The sequence below is a fragment of the Corallococcus sp. AB030 genome (assembly GCF_003668965.1).
GTDB classification, from domain to species: domain Bacteria; phylum Myxococcota; class Myxococcia; order Myxococcales; family Myxococcaceae; genus Corallococcus; species Corallococcus exiguus.
Window position 1 is genome coordinate 1 of record NZ_RAWQ01000212.1, and the last position, 18724, is coordinate 18724.

The window sequence follows — 18724 nt, forward strand, 5'->3', positions numbered from 1 at the left end:
AGCAGTTGGAGGAGCGCATCCTGCTCATCGCCGAGGTGACGGCCCGCTCACGCCAGCAGCGCCGAGAGCGCGAACGGCGGAAACGTGAGGCTTCCCTCGGGAGTGGCGGCTAAACCGGAAGCGGATGCACCTGGGCCAGGCAGACCATCTCCCGCATCAGGCGCGCGTCCGACTGCTCCGCGTCTCCACTGCTGGCGCGGTGCATGGCCATCTTCAGCGCGAAACGCTGGCCCTCTTTCTCTACGAGGTAGACGGCGCCGAAGGATCCCGAACCCAGGGCCTTCACCACGCGCCAGCCATCCACCATCTGCCCGGGCTTCAAGCTGGCGGGAATGAAAAGCAGCATGGCCCGCGCTTCTAGAACACCAGGGAAGGGATGAGAAGGCGCCGCTCTCCCGCGCTGTCGCGCAGTTCCACCCGGAGGGTGGCGTCTTTAGGCCAATCCTCGCCACGGGCCTCCACCACGACCTGCGCCTTCCCACCCGGAGCGATGTGAGGCTCTCGCATCGCCACCATCGCATGGGAGCGCCCACCGCGCGCCGAGGACAGTCGGGCCTCCGTGGGCGTCCAGGGCGCCGCCCCTTCGTTCGTGATTTCAAGCGAGAGCGCGACCCACCCTGTGCCTCGGAAGGCGGTGAGACGCTCTACCGTCAGCCCGTTAGCGGGCTTCAACAGTTGGGCTTTGAGTTCTTTCACCTGGATACCGACAGGATCCAGCATCCCAGCCAAGAGCATGCCCGAGGGTCCCGTGGCCGCGCTTCGCGCCCGGAGCGCTTCCAATTCGATGTTCTTTCCCGCGCATGCGGCGCGCATCTCGTCCAATTCGGCCTGCACCGCCTCGGCCGTGCGTGGCAGCCGCGACACCTGGACCTGCGCATCCACCTGGGTGGCGTTCGTGACGGGAGCGAAAACAGCGCGTGCTGGGGCCATGCCGTCCGCGAAGGGCACGGTCAGCAGCACGCGTTCACTCGTTCCCACGTCGCCTGTGGGCTTGAGCATGATCAGCCGGTCAGTGGCCACGATCAGCTCGAAACGGTCTCTGGCGTCCCCCAGCTTCACTCCTGCACGATCCACGGGGGAGTCGAACTCCAATGCAGTGAGGGAGCCAGAAGCGACGTGCAGCTCCACGGGCTTGCCGGTTGCGGACTGGGAGAGTGTCACCCGCCGCTGCACCAACTCACGCCCTCGTGAAGGCTCCTGAGCCGTGACGTTCGTGCCCAGCAGAAGAAGGGACAGCAGCAGCAACGGACGGAAAACCAGGAGCACCGGCAGGCAACCTCCGAGAAGACGGCGCTGACCGTAACAGGTGCCGTGGGGTCGCAGATCTCCGCGCAGCCTTCGCACGCGGTCGTTTCGGCAAAGAATCAGGGGATACGCCGCGCATAACGAGGCCCCTCATTTTTCCTGAGAATTTTTCGAGCGTGTGGGACCGCCGAGCAAGGTCTCACAGGTCGACTCTTCGGAAATCGGAACCGGGGGGCATGAACCTGCCGCAGCGGGTCGTGGCGCTGAATCTTCCAGGTCTACGAGTCACAAGCGAGGGAGCGGCGCGGCCCCTGCGGAAACATTGGAGCGTGGGCCACCTTCGGAAATCGCACCCATTTAGGGGGGGCGAAGTCACAGCCAACGAAGGACGACCATGTTTGAAGCCGTCGAGAATTACCGCCCTCATGTCATCGCGGCGTTGGGCGACGCCGGGACCAAGGGCCTCACCGTGAAGGAGCTGCGAGAGCGCATCAACGCGGGAGAGGAGATCATCCGTCGGACGCTCACCCTCCTTCTGTGCGCTGGCAAGGTGCGCGAGTCCTTCCGCTACACGCCGGGCGCTCGGGGCGCTGTGCCACGGGTCTACGCCCTCACCCAGCTCAATGACGCGACGCTGGCTGTCAGCCCTGCGGCCGCCCCGGAACAGGCGGTGACGAAGTGACTGACGCAGCTCGTTTCTCCCTCTCCTCTCTCTCTTCTTCTCCTAAGGAAAAGGAAATTCTGTCACTCCGTCACGTGCAGAGTGAAAACCCCGGTGACGGAGCAGTGACGGAGCCCCCACGCGTTGAGTGCTCCGTCACATTCGCCATCGCGGCCGGCTGTTCTTCAACCTCCGCGCTCGCATCCTGGGCGGTCTGCCTGACGGACTCGCGGTTCACGCCCGGTGGCATGGAGGTCGTGACGTTCGGTCCACTGGCCGAGCTGATGACCGCGCTCTGGGAGGTGGCCGTGGATCCGCTCCTGCGCGAGGAGAAGGACGGCCGCGCCATCATCCCCGCCAGGCCGTGCCCACCCCGCGCTGATGGCCTCTACGAAGGCAAGGACGGGCAGCCCACGCCCACGCCCTACCGCCGCAACGCGAACTTCTCCCACGTCACGCTGGGCATCGTGGACTTCGACGGTGAGACCCAGGCCGCGCTTGAGGCGTGGCTTGCGAGCCTGCGCCGCCGTGGCCTGTGGTTCCTCGCCTACCCCACGCACTCCTACGGGCGCACGTCGAAGCCCATCCGCTATCGCGTCGTCTTCCCGTTCAGCGAGCCCGTTCCCGTGGGCTCACCGGGCCGCTGGTCAGAGCGTCTGTGGCCGCGCCTCATGCAGTGCGTGGGCCTGGGCGACATGACCGACGCCGCGCTGAAGGCCGATGCATCCTGCAAGGACGTGGCGCGGCTCTACTACCTGCCAAGCTGGGATCCCTCCAACGCAGTGCCACGCCCAGCCCCTGAACATCACCAGGGCCAGCCGCTGGACGTGCAGGCCGAGTTCGGTCCCCTGCTCCGGGAGCCCTTCGCGCGCTACGCCGAACGCCCCAATGAAAAGCAGGTGGACGGCTTGCGAGCGGCGAATCCGCGTGACGTGCGCAAGCGGCTCCAGCGCTTCAAGCGTTCCGACGTGGTGACGGTGCTCGCGCAGATGGACGCGGGCGAAGTGCTCATGCTCGACGGGCAGCGGCACCTGGGCATCAACAAGCTGACCGAGCTGCTGGCCAGGGTGGCCAAGCCTGACGAGAGTTCAGAAAGCATCCTCGAATGCGCGCGCCGCTCGCTTGATGCCCTCGCCCAGCTGGAATCCTCGCGCGACGTGTGGGGCGAAGCACTGCGTGGGTTGCGAGGCGCACGCGCCAAGCTCACGCAATGGGAGCGACAGCGGAAGGCTGACCAGGAGGCAGAGCACGCACGATGGCTCCGGGCTCTGAAACTGGTGGCCAATCCGAGCCTCGGAAACGGAGGCGAGCGATGAGCGCGGAGATCCAGCCCGGTAACGCTTCGGCTGACGTCGCCGACAGGGACACCGCGCTTGCCCAGGTGGCAAAGCTGCCGTTGGTGAAGATCGTTCCGCTGGAGCGCTACCTTGCACGTCGACACGACGGACACGGCTTCGCTCCCGAGTTCCTGACCCAGAAGGCCGCGGAGGACTACCTCATTTTGCGCGGGCTATTGGAGCCGCGCGATACGTGGCCGCGTGGGGCGAGCCCGCTAGCGTCCTCGCCGAACGTCCCGGATCTCTGCGTGGGCGTCATGTCCATGGAGTGCCGGCCGCACGCCCCCGCGCTCCTCATGCGCAAGGACGGGACTTTCGCGGTCAACACCTGGGAGCCCCCTTCGCTCGTACCCGTGCCGGGAACGTGGCCCAACGTGCGCCGCGTGCTTCTCTGGCTCGCGGAGGACGAAGCCGGGTTGGACTGGTTGCTCAACTGGATCGCCTTCAAGGTCCAGCATCCGGGCTCCAGGCCGGGCACCGCCATCCTTCTGCAAGGGCCTCCGGGTTCCGGGAAGAACGTGCTCTATCGCGTGCTGGCGCACCTGCTGGGGCCGTCCAACTGCGTCCAGATTGGAGAGGCGGATCTGGCCAAGCCCTACAACTTCCACTTCGCCACGAAGCTCCTGATCTTCGCCAACGAGCTGCTCGACAACCACAAGCGCGGGGGCTCGCTCGGCGACGGGCTCAAGGCGACCATCACCGACGGCGAGGTCTTCCTGGAGAGCAAGGGGGTTGCCCGGACGTCCGCGACGAATCGCGCGGGGCTCCTCGCTGCTACCAACCGGACGAAGCCCATCGAAATCGAAGAGGGCGACCGCCGCTGGACAGTGCTCCACAACAAGGCCAAGCCCGCCGAGTACGCGCACCCGGACCTGGGCATGACGCATCGGGAGTTCTTGGAATCGCTGCACGCACCAGGCGAGGACGACGCGTTCACGCCCGAGTTCATGCGGCAGGTCGCCGCGTTCGCGCACGCCATGAACACCCGCACCGTGGACTTGCGCCGCGTCCGCAGACCGCATGCGAATGCCTCCCGCGAAGAACTCCAGCAACTCAGCGAGCCCGTCACGGAACAGTTCCTGCGCGAACTCAGCGAGAGCCCAGATGCAGACGGGCAGCTCCGCGACTGGGCATTCAGCAGCCCACAAGCCAACGTGATGAGCCGGAGCACCGGCACGACGGTAGGAAAGTCCAAGGCGTTCACGAATGACGCTCTGTACGCGGCGGTCTGTGGCTTCTGCCGCGTGGTGGGACAGAAGCATCCGCCTCAGAAACGCACCTTCCTGGCCGCGCTGAAGTCGGCGGGCTGGACGGAGCTGCGCGACAACAAAGCCCGGGGCTGGCTGCCGCCATGGCATCAGGCCGGCGAAACCTCCACGCCCCAGGAATCAAAGGTCGTGCCTCTCACGGGGCCGCGTGGCGCCACCATCACGCCTCCCAACACCCCGCCCAAGGCGTCGCACCCAACGCCCGGAAGCGGGGCCGACCGATGATCAAGCCCACGTGCTCCGCATCCAGCGCACCCGACTTCCTGACCGTCGACGAGACCGCAGCTCTCCTGCGCGTGAACCGGAAGACGCTCTACGAGTCGATCCGGCTCGGTCAGGTGCCCGGCGTTGTTCACATCGGCCGATCCATCCGCCTGCGCCGCGACGCACTGTTAGCATGCGTTCCGGGTAACAGCGGTCCTGCGCTCGGAGAGCAGCCATGAGCGTCAGACAGCGGAAGTGGAAGACGGCGGAGGGCAAGGTGCAGGAAGCGTGGTGGGTGGACGTGAAGTACCAGCACCCCAGCGGGAAGGTGGAGCGAGTCCGCAAGGCATCGCCCATCAACACCCGCCGGGGCGCGGAGGAGTACGAGCGTCAGGTCCGCCACGCCTTGCTGACCGGGACCTTCGGAAAGGAGAAGCCCACGGAGAAGCGCATCGTCACACTGGCGGAATTTGAGCCGCGCTTCATCACGTACAGCGAGAACAACAACAAGGGTTCCACCCTGCTCAGCAAGCGGCAGATTCTGGCGGATCACCTCCTGCCGTTCTTCGGAAGCATGGCGCTGGATGCCATCGGCCTCGCGGAGGTGGAGGACTTCAAGGCCGCCATGCGCAAGAAGCAATCGGGCGCACGAGCGCGGAAGGAAGCCCCTTCGCGGGCAGCCCTCCGCTTGCGCAAGGGCTCCGGGCCACCGCCCATGAGCCCCCGGTACATCAACAACACCCTCACGGTGCTGCACAAGCTGCTCACGCTCGCGCAGGAACAGGGCGTCATCGCCCATGTCCCTCGCGTGAAGCTCCTCAAGACGCGGAAGCCCGCTTTCGACTTCCTCACCTTCGAGGAGGCCGAGCGGCTTGTCGCCCACGCCGAACCCGCGTGGAGGACGCTGCTCCTCGTCGCCATCAAGACGGGCCTCCGCGAGGGCGAGCTGATGGGCCTCCAGTGGAGCGACCTGGACCTGCCGCGTGGCAAGCTCCAGGTCCGGCGCACCCGCACGAACGGACAGGAAGGCCTGCCCAAGGGTGGCCGCGAGCGAGGGGTGGACCTGCCCGCGTCCGTGGTCGACGCGCTCAAGGAACACCGGCACCTGCGCGGGGCCTACGTGTTCTGTCAGGAGGACGGTCAGCCGCTCACCGACGGCCTGATGCGGCGACCGCTGGAGCGCTGCCTGATTCGGGCGAGTATCACCCGCGAACAGGGCCGCATCGGCTGGCACGACCTCCGCCACACCTACGGCAGCCACCTCGCCATGCGGGGTGTCCCGCTCAAGGTCATCCAGGAGCTGATGGGCCACGCCACCATCGAAATGACGATGCGGTACGCCCACCTCTCCCCGGAGACGAAGGAGCGCGCCGTCCAACAGCTCGACGCGCCCGCATCGCAGCATCACGCCGCTCTGGCCTGACCGCGCCAGAGGGGCACATTGGGGGCACATGATGCTCCCCCGACAACGCAGCGCCCCGGCAAGCCGTTGAGATTGCTGGCCTTGGGATGGCAGTAGCTACTGGATGGCGAAGATGAGCGTCACCTTCGCCATCACCGTCTGCTCCTCCGGCTGGATGGGCGTGGTGGGCGCGGCTCGTGATTCCGCCATGTCCATGGCGAAGGTGGCCGGGTACAGGCGCGGGGCTTCCGTCACCGTGCTCGCGTCCAGCACCGCGCCCAGCTTCACGTTCAGCGACGCGGCCAGCACCTCCGCGGACTTGCGCGCTCGCGCCACCGCCTGCCGCAGCGCTTCGCCCTGCACCGCGTCCTCGCGGCTCAGCCCGAAGCGTACGGAATCCACCCGGTTCGCGCCCGCCGCCAACGCCTTGTCCAACAGACTCCCCACCTTGGACAGGTCCGTCACGTGGACGCTCACCAGGTTGCTCACCCGGTAGCCCTTGAGCTTCGGCTCACCGCCCTGCGGCGGCGGCGGCGTGTACTCCGGATAGACGTTGTAGTTGCGCGTCTGCAGGTCCCGCTTCGCGATGCCCGCGCCCGTCAGCGCCGCGAGCACCTTCTCCATCCGCTTCGCGTTCTCCTCGCCCGCGGCCTTCGCGTTCTGCGCGGACGTCTCCACCGCCACGTCGATGAAGGCCTCGTCGGGCTGAGCCTTCACCTCGCCCGTGCCCTCCACGCGCAGCGTGCGCACCTGCGGATCCACCGGCGGCCGGGGCTGCGGTGAACCGGCCGGGCCCTGCGCCTGCGCCGCGGCCGTGAAGCCCGCGAGCACCACCAGCGTCGTCAACATCCTGCGAACAGCGGACATGGCGCCTCCTTCCCAAGGCGGGAGAACCTTCGCGCTTCCTGGCGCGAAAGCCTCTCATGCCCCTTCGGACGCCCCAGCCCCAGCGGACATTCACCGGACCCGAGGCGTCCTGCGCCGGACGCTCGCTCAGTGCAGCGACTCACCCGCTGGGTCCACCGACATCATGGACTCCAACGGCTTTCGCAGCGGACGCGGCGCGGACTTGCGCACCTGCGTGACGGCTTTGCGACGCGCGACGCGCAGCGCGTCCCGGCCCATGTCCATCACCGCCGCCACCGCGCCCGTCAGCAGGTTGCCCGGCGGGGTGTCCGGCGCGGCGGGATGCGGGTGCGTGGGCGCGCCCTTCTTCGCCAGCACCAGCGCCTCGCCCACCTGCCGCAGCTCCTGCGGCTTGAAGGCCTTCTTCACCTCCGGGAAGAGGTACTGCTCCTCCTCCGTGACGTGCGCGCGCACGCTCTCCATCAACACGTGCACCTTCGCGTCGAAGCGCTCGGACTCCGGCGGCAGCGTGTCCAGCTCCGACAGCACCCACTTCACCACGTGGTGCTCCTCCAGCGCTCGCAGCACGTCCGGCGACAGGTCCTCCGAACGCGCGCGCACCGCCGGGTAGAAGACCTGCTCTTCAATGGCGGCGTGGATGGACAGCTCGCGCACCATCTCGTCCACCAGCTTGCGCTTGTGCGCCAGCGCGTGGTCGCCCGCCTTCTCGAACTTGCGGAACAGCTGCTCCACCGTCTTGTGGTCCGCCTTCAGCAACGTGATGGCATCCATGGGCCGTCTCCCTTTGCGTCGAATCGGGGGCCGCGCCTCCCCCATCGCGAAGCCGCTCGGGCCCGGTCAGGCCCTGGCGCAGCGCGGCACGGGGTGAAGGGTGGGGATGGATTCACGGCCGCGCCTACCCCTGCTCCCTTGGCCCCCGTGTCCGGACGGAGGGCAGCCGGGCGGCATGCCCCTTCTGTCCGGTATCGGTCGGAAAACCGCACCCGGCCCCACTCCCCGGGCGGCGCGGGAATGCACACCGTGCGCGGCCAGATCGGTCTCGCGCGGGCGGCGGGCAAGGGAACAGGGGCAATACCGTGACGACGAACACGCTGCGCCTCCGGGTGGCGCGCATCACCCGTGAAGCGGAGGGCATCCAGTCCTACGAGCTCGTCTCCCAGGACGGCGGCCCCCTGCCCGAGTTCGAAGCCGGCGCGCACCTGGACGTGCAGGTGCCGGGCCTCGACGGCATGCGCCAGTACTCGCTCTGCAACGACCCGAGCGAGACGCACCGCTACGTCATCGCCGTGCAGCGTGACGCCAACGGCCGCGGTGGCTCCAAGGCGATGCACGAGAACGTCCACGAGGGCGACGTGCTCACCGTGAGCGAGCCCCTCAACGACTTCCCCCTCCTGTACGGACGCAGCTACGTTCTCATCGCGGGCGGCATCGGCATCACGCCGCTCCTGGCCATGGCGCGCCTGCTGGAGCGCACCGGCGCGGAGTGGGTGCTGCACTACTGCACGCGCGAAGCGGACCGCACCGCCTTCCTGGAACTGTTGTCCACGCCGTCCTTCGCGGGCCGCGTGCACGTGCACCACGACGGGGGTGACCCCTCCAAGGGGCTGGACGTGCGGGCGCTGCTCGCGACGCGCGGCCCGGGCACCCGGCTGTACTGCTGCGGTCCGGCGGGCCTGATGAAGGCCGTGCGCGAGGCGGCCACGCTGCACAAGTGGCCCTGGGAGAAGGTGCACTTCGAGGCCTTCACCGCGGAGGGCACGTCCGCCACCCACGCGACCCCGGAGGAGGACTTCGAGGTGTCGCTCAAGAGCACCGGCCAGGTGCTGCGCGTGCCGGCCGGCAAGAGCGTGCTCAACGTGCTGCGCACCCACGGCGTGAAGGTGGAGAGCGACTGTGAGGCGGGCTCCTGCGGCACCTGCGTCACCCGCGTGTGCGAGGGCACTCCGGACCACCGTGACACGTTCTTCCAGCAAGAGCCCGCGGGAAATGCGCGAATGCTGGTCTGCGTGTCACGTGCCCGGTCCAAGCGGTTGGTGCTGGATCTGTAGTGACACCCCCGGGCCCGACGTTTTGAAGCGCGCCTGTACGCGGCGGGCCGCCTATGCTCGCGCCCCGCTCGTACACGAGAGAGGCTGATGAGCGACGGGACGTTGTTCTCCATGGACACTCCGCCCACCGAGGCCCGGTTCCAGAACCGGCTCTGGGTGGCGGATGCATTGGACCTCACGGGCGCGGCGCTCGTGGGTTGGGGGGCGGTGCGCGCGGCGGAGTGGGTGTCCACGCCGGCGCTGCTGGGGTTCGCCATGGGGGTCGCCTGGGTGGTGCTGTCCTGCGTGGGCGGGCTGACGGGGCTCACCCCGGGCCGTCACGCCCTGGGACTGAAGCTGGAGCGGGCGGAAGGACGGGCGCCCGGCCTGGGCGCGGGGCTGCTGCGCTCGCTCACCGCGCCGGTGGAGCTGCTGCTGCAGGTGGTGCTGCAACACCGGCCGCTGGATGCGCAGCTGGGCGTGCACGCGGCCGTGATTCCGGGCGGGATTCGTGGCTGGGCGCGGAGCCTGCCGCTGCCGCTGGTGGGGCTGGTGGTGCTGGCGGGCGCGGTGTGGAGCATCGTCACGCCCACGCGCCAGGAGATGCTCCAGTACCTGGACCGCACGCTGACCGGGTGGCACTGCTGCCACGGCACGCGCGAGGCCACCTGGCAGTGCCGCGCATCCCTGTCCCGCGCGGTGCGCAACGCGAACGGCGGCGACACGGAGGTCTCGGAGTTCCTGCGCAACGAGTGCCCCGTGGCCGCCACGCGGCTGGGGCCCTGAGACGTCACGCGAGCCGACGGAGGCTCGCGTCCTCGCGCTTCAGCGCTTGCGCAGCGCGAAGGTGTCCTCGCCCTCGTCGCAGTTCACCCACACGGCCTTCTCCGGCACGGCGGGCAGCTTCTCGCTCACCTTGAAGTAGCGCTCCTCCACCTTGACCGTGTGCGTCTGGTAGGGCTCCAGCCGCGCCATCCGCGCCCCCCTCCGTCCGCTCAGGACGATGGCGCAGTTGTGCCAGGTCCGGGTGTCGGAGCTGATCACATAGAGGGTGCTGTTGAAGCTGCTCCCCAGGATGCCGTCGATCTCCGCCTGTCCCAGGAGGCGTGAGCGCTCCACGGGCTTCGGCTCGGGCGCGGGCGCGGGCGGCACGGCCGGCGGGGACTCGGCCACGGGCGTGGGCAGCGTTGGCCCCGACGGGCGCCCGCTCAGCAGCAGGAAGCGCGGCTCCTTCGCCGCATCCGCATCCGCGTCCAGCCGCACGTTCATGCGCTCGCGGTTCGGTTGGATGGACACCACGGTCGCCGTCCCCAGCACCGGACGCTTGCGGGTCCCCCGCTGCGGAGGGCCCACCACCTTGAACACCGAGCCCGCGTTGGTGCCCTGGGGCACCGTCGCGTTCACCACGCGCTGGCCGCCGCCCGTCTCGCCAATCTTCGCCACGGTCAGATGAGCGGGCACCATCTCGACCTGCGGCGTCGCGGGCCGCTTCGGTCCGGGGACGGGCTTCACCTCGGGCGGAGCCTTCACCACCGGCCCGGGCTTCGCCTCCGGCTCCCCCGCGCCCGCGTCCACCGCCGCCTCGGGAGGGGGCTCCTCGGTCGGCGTCACCGCGGGAGGCGGCTCCTCCACCTTCGGGGGCGCGGCGGCCACCACCGGCGCGGCCGGCGGGAGCGTCTGGAGAGCCACGGGCTGCTCGGCCGTATTCGGGCGCAGCACGTAGGCGGTGATGCCCACGGAGGCGCCCACCAGCAGCAGCGCCGCCACGGCGATCCGCGCCACCGGCCTGCGAGACCCGGTCTGCGCCGGCAGCTGTCCGGAGGTGCCCGCCACCCCGGCGCCCTGGGACGGCGCGGCGGCCAGGTGCACCGCCGTGGCGCCCAGCGCGGCCGCGTCCACCTCGTCGGTGCTCCGCGCCACGCCACCGGAACCCGTCGTGCCGCGCGCCACATCACCAGAGCCCGACGTGCCCCGCGCCACCCCACCGGAGCCCGACGTGCTCCGCACGCCTCCCGAACCCGACGTGGGCAGGGCCACACCGCCTGAGCCCGACGTGCTCGGCGCCACGCCGCCAGAGCCCGAGGGATGGGACACGAACGTGCCCCCCGGCCCGAGCCCTGGCCCATCCACGTCGATGCGCCCGGTGTTGGGCCTGTTCCCGGCGGACTCCTCGCCGGTCCCCGGCGCCGTGGCCTGGACATCCGCCGAGCCACTGCCGGAACCGCCGTACAGCCCCGTGCCCGAACCGCCCCGGGGCGCGGGCGACGGCGTTCTCCGCTCCCCGTGCACGCTGGACGTCAGCTTGCGCTGCTCGGCGAAGGCCTCCGGGCAGAGCGCGCGCACGAACTCGCCCGCCTCCTCCGCTCCAATGGGATTCCCCGAGCGCAGCAGCTCCGCGTTGAGCGCCCGCGCGAACTCATCCGCCCGCCCGTACCGGTCCGTCGGCGACGGCGCCAGCGCGCGGCGCAGCACGGCTTCCAGCGACGGCTCCACGTCCGGACGGAAGTCCGTCAGCGGCGGCACCACCGGATGCGACATCGCCGCCATCATCTCGCCCACGGTGCCGTGGGGAACCAGCCCACGGCCCGCCAGCATCTCCCACACCACCACCGCGCAGGAGTAGATGTCGCTGCGATGGTCCAGCGGCTCGGCGCGGACCTGCTCCGGGGACATGTAGCCCAGCTTCCCCATCACCGTGGACGGCAGCGTGTACTTGCTGCGCGCGGTGGACTTCGCGAGGCCGAAGTCGATGACCTTCACCTCGCCCTCGTACGACACCATCACGTTGTGCGGGGACACGTCGCGGTGGACGATGCCCAGGGGCTCGCCGTCCGTGCCCGTCTTGCGGTGCGCGTACCCCAGGCCCTCCGCCATGCGCTGGCCGATGTAGAGCGCCACCGGCGCCGGCACCGCCCGCCCCTGCACCCGGGCCTGCTCCAGCAGATAGCCCAGGTCCACGCCCGCCACGTACTCCAGGGCCATGTAGTAGGTGCCGTCCGCCTCGCCCATGTCGTACACCTGGGCGATGGAGGAGTGGACCAGGTGCACCAGCACCTTGGCCTCGTGGTGGAACCGGTCCAGGAACTGCCGGTCCTTCACCAGCCCCGGCAGGATGGTCTTCACGATGCAGGGCTTTTCGAAGCCCGCCGCCCCGGACAGCTTCGCCAGGTACACCTCTCCCATGCCGCCCTGGCCCAGGAGGTGGACGAGCTCATAGCGCCCGAAAAAACGGGGGGACTCTGTGGGTGCGGTGCTCATGGCTTCGGCTCCGGAGCGCAGCATGGACTCCCCCATGGAATCAAGCCGCGCACGTCGCGCCACCCCTCCTTGCCAGCCTTCGGACACCCCCGGCGCGAAAAAGAGAAAGTCCCGGGGCCAACGGAATTCCCGAGCCTGTGTTCCGACTGACAACAGGTCTGTTGTGCACCCGCGCACGTCCGGGATGCACCCGGGGCCTGGAGACGATGCGAGTCAGCCTGGGGATGCGTTCCCTCATCGCAGCACGCCGCTTCCTTCCTCTGTGAGGGGGGCGGGCACCTCCCGGTCCTCCGCCATGTAGGGGGACCGCCCTCAGGAGGGGCGTCCTGCTTGGAAGGAGTCGCATCATGAGGCATTGGACATTCGTCGGATTGCTGGCGCTGGCCGCATGTGCGCCGGAGTCGTCCCCACGCACCTCCGCGCAGGGCCAGGTGTGCCCGGGCGTCGTCGCCGGAGGGATGACGGTCCGCCAGGGGCTGGATGGAAACCTGCCCTCCCGGGTGCAGGATGACGGGCGCGAGCCGGTCATCATCCGCTTCCGCCGGGGAGACCGCACCCAGGCCTCGAGCGTCACGGCGTCCGGCGCCAGCTTCACGGCGAGCACCGGCGCGAAGGTGGGCGCCGTCTACCGCAACATCCCCGCGGTGGCCGCGCGCGTGTCGCCCCAGGAGCGGCTCCTGCTGGAGCGCAGCCCCCTGGTGGAGAGCATCGAGGCGGACCAGATCTGGGTCGCCCAGGGCCTGACGCCCGGGCTGCTCGCGCCGCTGCCGCGCCAGGTGACGGCCGTCACGCCCATGCCGGGGGACGAGTACACCGAGGGCCTGCACCTGGTGCAGGCCCCGGACGTGTGGGACGCGGACCGGGACGGCGTGCTGGACGTGGGCGCGCCCACGGGCGAGGGCGTGCGGGTGTGCGTCATCGACAGCGGCCTGGACATGGACCACCCGGAGTTCCAGGGCGCGGTGGCGGGAAGCCATGACTTCCTGGATGAAGACGACGACGCCAATGACCGCGGCACCCAGGGCCAGTGGGGCCAGGGCCACGGCACGCACGTGGCGGGCATCATCGCGGCGCGCATGGGCCAGGGCGGCGACACCGGCCCCCGGGGCGCGCCGGGCGGCATGGTGGGCGTGGCTCCCAAAGCGTCGCTGCTCATCGCCCGCGTTCTGGACCTGTCCGGGCAGACGCAGATGAGCGTGGTCCTCTCCGCCATGGAGTGGTGCGAGTCCCAGGGCGCGCGCGTCGTGTCGCTGTCGCTGGGCGGTGGCAACCCCACGCGCAGCACGGTGGAGGCGTTCCGCGCGCTGGCGGATCACGGCCTGCTGGTGGTGGCGGCCGCGGGCAACCAGGGCGGCCCGGTGCTGTACCCCGCGTCCGACCCGTCCGTGCTCGCGGTGGGCGCGGTGGACGCGAACGAGCGGCGCGCGAGCTTCTCCAACATGGGCGCGGACCTCGCGCTGGTGGCGCCCGGCGTGGACGTGCTGTCCACCTTCCCCCGGGGCCTGGGCGCCTTCGCGGAGATGTCCCTGGACGACACGTCCCCCATGTCGCGCTCGCTCCTGTACTCGCCCACGGGTGACACCGCGGGGCGGCTGGTGGACTGCGGCCTGGGGGATTCCCTGGCCGCGTGTCTGGGCGCCACCTGTGACGGCTTCGTCGCCTACGTGCGGCCGGGCGCGGTGCCGGTGTCCGAGGCCATGGCCAACGTGATGATGCAGGGCGCGCGCGCCGTCGTCTTCGGCTCCGACGATGCCCCCGCGGGCGGTGCGGTGGACATCCTCTCCCTGCCCCGCATCGGCCGCTGGGCCCCCGCCGTCAGCGTCAACCAGGCGGCCAGCACCGTGCTGCGCGAGCGGCTGGGCGCGGACGCGCGGCTGTCGCTGATTCCGGTGGACTACACCCACGTCTCCGGCACCTCCATGGCCGCGCCCTACGTGAGCGGCGTGGCCGCGCTGCTCTGGAGCGCCCGGCCGGAGCTCACGCCCCAACAGGTGCGCGACGCCCTGGAGTCCTCCGCGCACGACCTGGGCATCGCGGGCCGGGACCCCGTGTTCGGCCACGGCCTGGTGCGCGCGCGAGACGCCCTGCAACGGCTGCCGTGACGCACTCACTTCTCAATTCATGGGAGACGTAAGCAGCGCATCACGGACGCGGAGCGTGGCTGTTGGAGAGCCAAAAAATGCTCCGCGTGATGAAATCGAGAATGCGCTGCTGCGTGGAATGAATGCGCGCCGGGATTGTACGTGGCGCGCGCCAATGGCTGCCGGGAAGGCGGCCAACCCGGCGCGAAAAACATCTCATTCTTGAATTGAGGATATCCATGTTTCGAATTGCTGTTGCCGCCCTCGTCGTTGCCGCCACGGGTTGCGCCTCTTCGAGCGGCGCGGCGGCCTCGGGTCGCGCGGGCAACGCCACGGTCACGGGCAGCGTCGCGTACCCCGCGAGCGGCCTGCAGGGTGATCCGTGCACGTCGGTCGGGGTGAAGGTGACGGAGGGTGACGCCGTGGCGCTGGGCCGGGGCGAGGTGAAGCAGAGCCGCAACAACCGTTGCAGCTACAACGTCAGCGCGCTGCCGGAGGACAAGGAGCTGAACGTGGAGCTGGTGCTGGACGCGGGCCTCAAGTGCGCCAACGGCGCGGCGCCCACGGTCACCCCGGGCCCCACGAAGATGAAGATCGCCAAATTCTCGGCGCCGGTGGTGAGCTTCAAGCTGGCCTGCGAGTAGCGCTCCCGAAGTCCCGTTGAAGTGCTTCACGCCGTGAAGGCCGGGGCAAGCCCTCGAAAGGGGTCCCCGGCCTTCGTGCGTGGATGGCCGCATGCCCGGCGGGGGGACAGGAACCATTGATTGCTGAACACAAGGGCGCGAAGCTGCATCGGCCCATGACTGGTTTCCGTCCGCGTACCGCCGTGCTCGCCCTGGCCCTGCTGGGGGCGGGTTGCGAATCCGAAGTGCCCTTTCCGACCGAAGACGAGCTGGACCAGCTGAGCGCCCTGCACACGCAGAGCGTGAAGCCGGAGGCCGACCCCACCAACAAGTGGGCGGACAACCCGGACGCGGCGTCACTGGGGCAGCGGCTGTTCGAGGACCCGAAGCTGTCGCGCTGCGGGACGGTGTCCTGCAAGAGCTGCCACGCGGGTGAGTCCTACACGGTGGAGACGGCGACGGCGGAGGGCTGCGGAGGCCACCAGTCCGAGCGAAACCCGCCCAGCCTGTTGAACGTGGGCTACAGCCGCTGGTTCATGTGGGACGGACGGGCGGACCGGCTCTGGTCGCAGGCGGTGCTGCCGCTGACGAACCCCATCGAGATGGACTCGGACGCGACGGTGGTGCGCACGCGGCTGTCCGAGGAGCCCTCGTACACGGCGGGGTACACGCAGCTGTTCGGCAAGGCCCCCGCGGACGAGTCGGATTCCGACCGGCTGATGGCGAACCTGGGCAAGGTGCTGGCGGCGTACCAGCGCACGCTCAACCGCACCGACGCGCCCTTCGACGCGGACGTGCGTCGCTTCCTGCAGGCGGTGGAGGCGGGCACGCAGGAGAAGGACCCGGCGTACCTGGGCCTGAAGACGTTCGTGCGCAAGGGCCAGTGCGTGGTGTGCCACAAGGGCCGCTCGCTGTCGGACGACAAGTTCCACAACCTGGGGTTGAAGGACACGGGCGCGGGGCGGCGCGGGCAGGCGGACGTGGTGGACACGCTGGTGTCCTGGCCGCTCAACGCCGCGGGCCCCTACAGCGACGCGCCGTCGGGCATCGACGCGGCGCGGTTGTCCACGCTGAAGGCGCAGGCGCAGAGCAAGCCCACGGAGGTGGAGGGCGCGTTCCGCACGCCCACGCTGCGCAACGTGGCGCTGAGCGCGCCGTACATGCACACCGGCGCGGAGAAGACGCTGGAGGACGTGGTCGACTTCTACAACGAGGGCGGCGACCCGGCCGGCACCTTCGCTGGCGTGCGCACGGAGACCATCGTCAAGCTGGACCTGAGCAGCGAGGAGAAGCAGGCGCTGGTGACGCTGCTCAAGTCCATGACGGGCGCGGCGAAGTAGGCCTTCAGCGCACCAGGTGGAAGGACGTCTGACGCTGGAAGGCCCAGTGCACGGCGCCCTGCGAGTCCACGACGACGTCCTCCTCCTGGGCGGAGCGCACGGGCTGGTCCTTCCACTCCGGCACGGGGCTGGTGGCCTGAAGCTCGATGGAGAACCAGGAGTCCGGCATCACCTTGTGCTCGCCGTTGCCGGGCACGCCCTCCTGGCGGTCCCACATGCCAATCATGGGGCCGGCGCCGTGGCCGTGCAGGCCAATGGGGTGTGAGTACACGCTGCCGTTGATGCCTTCGGACTTCATGCGCGCGAGCGAGGCGCGCAGGACTTCGTTGCCGGTGCGGCCCGGCTTGATTTCACCGGTGACGATGTCCTGGAGCCGGTTGGACGCCTTGAGCGCGGCCTTGAGGCCTTCGGGCGCGTCCGTCTCGCCGTCGCGCAGCACGTAGCCCATGTGCTGGGTGTCGGTGTTGAGGCGGAGCGCGGTGACGCCGAAGTCACAGTGGAGCACGTCGCCGCGCTGGATGACGGGGCTGTCGCCCAGCTGTTCGTCGGTGGCGCCCTGGCGCTGCACGTCCACGTCCGGCTGGAACCAGGTGTCCAGGCCTTCATCGGCCAGGCGCTGGCGCATCCACCACTCCACGTCCTGGGTGGTGGTGGTGCCGGGGGTGATGACGGCGTTGGAGAAGGCGGTCTGGATGAGGTTCCAGGCGTACTTCTGGAGGTCGGCGTAGAAGCGGACCTCGTCAGCACTGCGCCAGCCGAGCACGTCCAGGGGCAGGCCGCCGGCGGGCTTGAGGCGCTTCGCCCAGGTGGGGCCCAGGGCCTGGGCCATGCCTTCGTATTCGCCGTGGGTGAGGCCGTCCGCGAAGGCGATGGCGGGGGACACGTCGATGGCGATGGAGTCCGGCTTGCGCTCCTCCACGACCTGCTTGAGGAGCAGCCACTGTTCGGGGCCCAGGAGCTCCGCGGCGCGCTGCGAGCCGCCGCGGTCGACCATCATGGGAGCGCGGCGGGCTTCATAGAGGCCACCCTGGGTGCTGCCTCCGAGCGCCAGCCGCTCCACGCCCTTGGCCGCGCCGCGGTCGAAGAAGACGTAGATGGTGCGGCGGCGGGCGGCGAAGGTGGTGGGAGAGACGAGCGCCTTGAAGACGGGGTCCTCGTTGTACTCGCGCATGGGGACGACCCACATGCGCACGCCGTACTTGCGCATGAGCTGGGGCACGCCGGTCTCCAGCCGTTCCTTGAGCCACGCCTGCTGACGCACGGACTGTTCGCGCAGCGTGCCGAAGGGGCGCACCGGGGCGGCGGGAGCAGCCGGAGCGGCCGGAGCGGCCGCAACCGGGACCTCGGGCTTCGAGGGGGCGGCGGGCGCGGTGGCGCAGGCGGAGGAACAGACGAGCGGGACGACGAGCAAGTGTTTCCAGGAGCGCATGGGCGCGCAGTCTGTCACGCGCCCTGTCGCGCCGCGCGGCGCAAAAAGGCCGTCAGGAACCGCCGTTGTCAGTCATTCGCGGAAAAGCCAGACACACTGTCCTGGCTTCACTTCGAATCCGTGGAGCCTGGGGGCGTGGCGCGGGGGCTGACCTTGCGCAGCTCGTGGAAGTGCTCGCGGACGAACCGCGCCGCGTTGAGCAGGGCATCCACGGGACCGACGCCCACCATGCTGACGGTGATGGGCACCGCGTGGCCGATGACCACAGGGCAATACCAGTCCCCGTTGGCATCCTTCGGGATGGGCGCGGGCCGGCCCAGGGTGACGCGGGAGACGTGCTGGTGTCCGTGGTCGTCCTCGAAGGACCAGTAGTCGTCGGCCACGGGGTCGCTGATGGACGCGTGGTGCGGAGGGCCAGAGGTCATGCGCGGAAGCTCAGCAGAACTGCAGCTGCCACGCTTCTCGAATCGGCCTCGCCCTCCAGTCCCGGACATCCCCCGTTCATGAACGAAGCCGGGCCTACTCTCCCGGAGTGACCTGGGCCACGGCGGGAGCGGGGACGTACTCCTCGCTCGTGGCCAGGGTGCCCAGTTCGTTCACTCCGCCCACCACCAGCACCGTGCCCCGGCGCAGCCACTGCGCTCCGGCTTCGCCTCGCGGCTCATGCAGCGTGGGCGCCTGCGTCCAGAGGCCCTTCGCCGGATCGAAGCGCTCCGCGGAGTCCAGTGTGCCTCGTGAGGAGTGCTCGCCGCCCACCACCAGCACCGCGCCCTCCGCGGTCAGCAGCGCCGCGTGGTGCTCGCGCGGCACCGCCGGCGCCTCCACCAACTCCCAGGCGTTGCGCTCCGGCACGTACACCTCCGCCGTCCTCGCCGCCTGCGTCGTGGTGCCGCCCACCACCAGCACGCGCCCGTCCGGGAGCAGCGTCACGGTGTGCCCCAGCCGGTGCGTCCCCGCCGCGCCACCCACCGCCCTGTCTCTT

The 18724-nt window shown here is 69.8% G+C and carries 18 protein-coding genes; 10 read left to right on the forward strand and 8 right to left on the reverse strand.

Going from position 1 to position 18724, the window contains the following annotated elements; all coding sequences use genetic code 11:
- Positions 1-109: 109 nt before the first annotated feature.
- The gene (locus tag D7Y15_RS35490; protein ID WP_199746021.1) at positions 110-346 is read right to left on the reverse strand and encodes a hypothetical protein; all 237 of its coding nucleotides are present in this window, start codon (positions 344-346) and stop codon (positions 110-112) included.
- An 11-nt stretch (positions 347-357) separates the two neighbouring features.
- Positions 358-1245: a DUF2381 family protein gene (locus D7Y15_RS35495; RefSeq protein ID WP_158629181.1), complete on the reverse strand. Its 888-nt coding sequence runs from the start codon at positions 1243-1245 to the stop codon at positions 358-360.
- 394 nt (positions 1246-1639) lie between these two features.
- On the opposite strand from D7Y15_RS35495, the gene D7Y15_RS35500 reads away from it, so the two are divergent.
- The 5 genes from D7Y15_RS35500 to D7Y15_RS35520 all read left to right on the forward strand — a co-directional run bounded on the left by D7Y15_RS35500 (position 1640) and on the right by D7Y15_RS35520 (position 6138).
- On the forward strand, positions 1640-1927 hold the full coding sequence (locus D7Y15_RS35500) for a hypothetical protein (protein WP_199746022.1): 288 nt from the start codon (positions 1640-1642) through the stop codon (positions 1925-1927).
- Between the two features lie 236 nt (positions 1928-2163).
- Positions 2164-3222 carry a hypothetical protein gene (locus D7Y15_RS35505; RefSeq protein ID WP_148712951.1) on the forward strand — a complete coding sequence of 353 codons (1059 nt, stop codon included), beginning with the start codon at positions 2164-2166 and terminating at the stop codon, positions 3220-3222.
- Entirely contained in the window at positions 3219-4736 is a 1518-nt protein-coding gene (locus tag D7Y15_RS35510) for a DUF5906 domain-containing protein (protein ID WP_121755352.1), read from the forward strand. Before D7Y15_RS35505 ends, D7Y15_RS35510 begins: the two co-directional genes overlap by 4 nt.
- Entirely contained in the window at positions 4733-4954 is a 222-nt protein-coding gene (locus D7Y15_RS35515) for a helix-turn-helix domain-containing protein (protein ID WP_121755353.1), read from the forward strand. The genes D7Y15_RS35510 and D7Y15_RS35515 overlap by 4 nt, the downstream gene beginning before the upstream one ends.
- Entirely contained in the window at positions 4951-6138 is a 1188-nt protein-coding gene (locus D7Y15_RS35520) for a tyrosine-type recombinase/integrase (RefSeq protein WP_121755354.1), read from the forward strand. Before D7Y15_RS35515 ends, D7Y15_RS35520 begins: the two co-directional genes overlap by 4 nt.
- A 96-nt stretch (positions 6139-6234) precedes the next feature.
- Here D7Y15_RS35520 and D7Y15_RS35525 read toward each other — a convergent pair whose 3' ends face one another.
- Complete coding sequence (locus D7Y15_RS35525) at positions 6235-6984, reverse strand: SIMPL domain-containing protein (protein WP_121755355.1); 750 nt, start codon at positions 6982-6984, stop codon at positions 6235-6237.
- A gap of 126 nt (positions 6985-7110) precedes the next feature.
- Positions 7111-7755 (reverse strand): hemerythrin domain-containing protein, encoded by a 645-nt coding sequence (locus D7Y15_RS35530; protein WP_121755356.1) that lies wholly within the window; start codon positions 7753-7755, stop codon positions 7111-7113.
- Between the two features lie 305 nt (positions 7756-8060).
- Here D7Y15_RS35530 and D7Y15_RS35535 point away from each other — a divergent pair, with 305 nt between their 5' ends.
- Positions 8061-9032 (forward strand): PDR/VanB family oxidoreductase, encoded by a 972-nt coding sequence (locus D7Y15_RS35535; protein ID WP_121755357.1) that lies wholly within the window; start codon positions 8061-8063, stop codon positions 9030-9032.
- Between the two features lie 87 nt (positions 9033-9119).
- A complete protein-coding gene (locus tag D7Y15_RS35540) occupies positions 9120-9797 on the forward strand; it encodes an RDD family protein (RefSeq protein WP_121755358.1) in 678 nt (225 codons plus the stop codon).
- 39 nt (positions 9798-9836) lie between these two features.
- Here the strand turns inward: D7Y15_RS35540 and D7Y15_RS35545 are convergent, their stop codons facing one another.
- Positions 9837-12269: a serine/threonine-protein kinase gene (locus tag D7Y15_RS35545; RefSeq protein ID WP_121755362.1), complete on the reverse strand. Its 2433-nt coding sequence runs from the start codon at positions 12267-12269 to the stop codon at positions 9837-9839.
- Positions 12270-12616: 347 nt separating this feature from the next.
- Between D7Y15_RS35545 and D7Y15_RS35550 the strand changes: the two genes are divergently transcribed.
- The 3 genes from D7Y15_RS35550 (at position 12617) to D7Y15_RS35560 (ending at position 16313) form a co-directional block, all read left to right on the forward strand.
- A complete protein-coding gene (locus tag D7Y15_RS35550) occupies positions 12617-14371 on the forward strand; it encodes a S8 family serine peptidase (protein ID WP_121755359.1) in 1755 nt (584 codons plus the stop codon).
- Positions 14372-14589: 218 nt separating this feature from the next.
- On the forward strand, positions 14590-14994 hold the full coding sequence (locus D7Y15_RS35555) for a hypothetical protein (protein WP_120574622.1): 405 nt from the start codon (positions 14590-14592) through the stop codon (positions 14992-14994).
- A gap of 155 nt (positions 14995-15149) precedes the next feature.
- A complete protein-coding gene (locus D7Y15_RS35560) occupies positions 15150-16313 on the forward strand; it encodes a cytochrome-c peroxidase (RefSeq protein WP_120574666.1) in 1164 nt (387 codons plus the stop codon).
- A gap of 4 nt (positions 16314-16317) precedes the next feature.
- Here D7Y15_RS35560 and D7Y15_RS35565 read toward each other — a convergent pair whose 3' ends face one another.
- From D7Y15_RS35565 to D7Y15_RS35575, 3 genes are all read right to left on the reverse strand, one after another.
- On the reverse strand, positions 16318-17742 hold the full coding sequence (locus D7Y15_RS35565) for a M24 family metallopeptidase (RefSeq protein WP_121755360.1): 1425 nt from the start codon (positions 17740-17742) through the stop codon (positions 16318-16320).
- Positions 17743-17849: 107 nt separating this feature from the next.
- Complete coding sequence (locus tag D7Y15_RS35570; RefSeq protein WP_121755361.1) at positions 17850-18167, reverse strand: hypothetical protein; 318 nt, start codon at positions 18165-18167, stop codon at positions 17850-17852.
- Positions 18168-18261: 94 nt separating this feature from the next.
- Positions 18262-18724, reverse strand: a 463-nt coding sequence (locus tag D7Y15_RS35575) for a kelch repeat-containing protein (RefSeq protein ID WP_304988693.1), incomplete at its 5' end; no start/stop codon positions are given.

Excerpts from the sequence above, each read along its gene's own strand:
- D7Y15_RS35560 (WP_120574666.1), top strand. The coding sequence starts at position 15,150 with ATGACTGGTTTCCGTCCGCGTACCGCCGTGCTCGCCCTGGCCCTGCTG.
- D7Y15_RS35500 (WP_199746022.1), top strand. The coding sequence starts at position 1,640 with ATGTTTGAAGCCGTCGAGAATTACCGCCCTCATGTCATCGCGGCGTTG.
- D7Y15_RS35550 (WP_121755359.1), top strand. The coding sequence starts at position 12,617 with ATGAGGCATTGGACATTCGTCGGATTGCTGGCGCTGGCCGCATGTGCG.
- D7Y15_RS35510 (WP_121755352.1), top strand. The coding sequence starts at position 3,219 with ATGAGCGCGGAGATCCAGCCCGGTAACGCTTCGGCTGACGTCGCCGAC.
- D7Y15_RS35545 (WP_121755362.1), bottom strand. The coding sequence starts at position 12,269 with ATGAGCACCGCACCCACAGAGTCCCCCCGTTTTTTCGGGCGCTATGAG.
- D7Y15_RS35515 (WP_121755353.1), top strand. The coding sequence starts at position 4,733 with ATGATCAAGCCCACGTGCTCCGCATCCAGCGCACCCGACTTCCTGACC.
- D7Y15_RS35555 (WP_120574622.1), top strand. The coding sequence starts at position 14,590 with ATGTTTCGAATTGCTGTTGCCGCCCTCGTCGTTGCCGCCACGGGTTGC.
- D7Y15_RS35570 (WP_121755361.1), bottom strand. The coding sequence starts at position 18,167 with ATGACCTCTGGCCCTCCGCACCACGCGTCCATCAGCGACCCCGTGGCC.
- D7Y15_RS35525 (WP_121755355.1), bottom strand. The coding sequence starts at position 6,984 with ATGTCCGCTGTTCGCAGGATGTTGACGACGCTGGTGGTGCTCGCGGGC.
- D7Y15_RS35520 (WP_121755354.1), top strand. The coding sequence starts at position 4,951 with ATGAGCGTCAGACAGCGGAAGTGGAAGACGGCGGAGGGCAAGGTGCAG.
- D7Y15_RS35565 (WP_121755360.1), bottom strand. The coding sequence starts at position 17,742 with ATGCGCTCCTGGAAACACTTGCTCGTCGTCCCGCTCGTCTGTTCCTCC.
- D7Y15_RS35530 (WP_121755356.1), bottom strand. The coding sequence starts at position 7,755 with ATGGATGCCATCACGTTGCTGAAGGCGGACCACAAGACGGTGGAGCAG.
- D7Y15_RS35490 (WP_199746021.1), bottom strand. The coding sequence starts at position 346 with ATGCTGCTTTTCATTCCCGCCAGCTTGAAGCCCGGGCAGATGGTGGAT.
- D7Y15_RS35540 (WP_121755358.1), top strand. The coding sequence starts at position 9,120 with ATGAGCGACGGGACGTTGTTCTCCATGGACACTCCGCCCACCGAGGCC.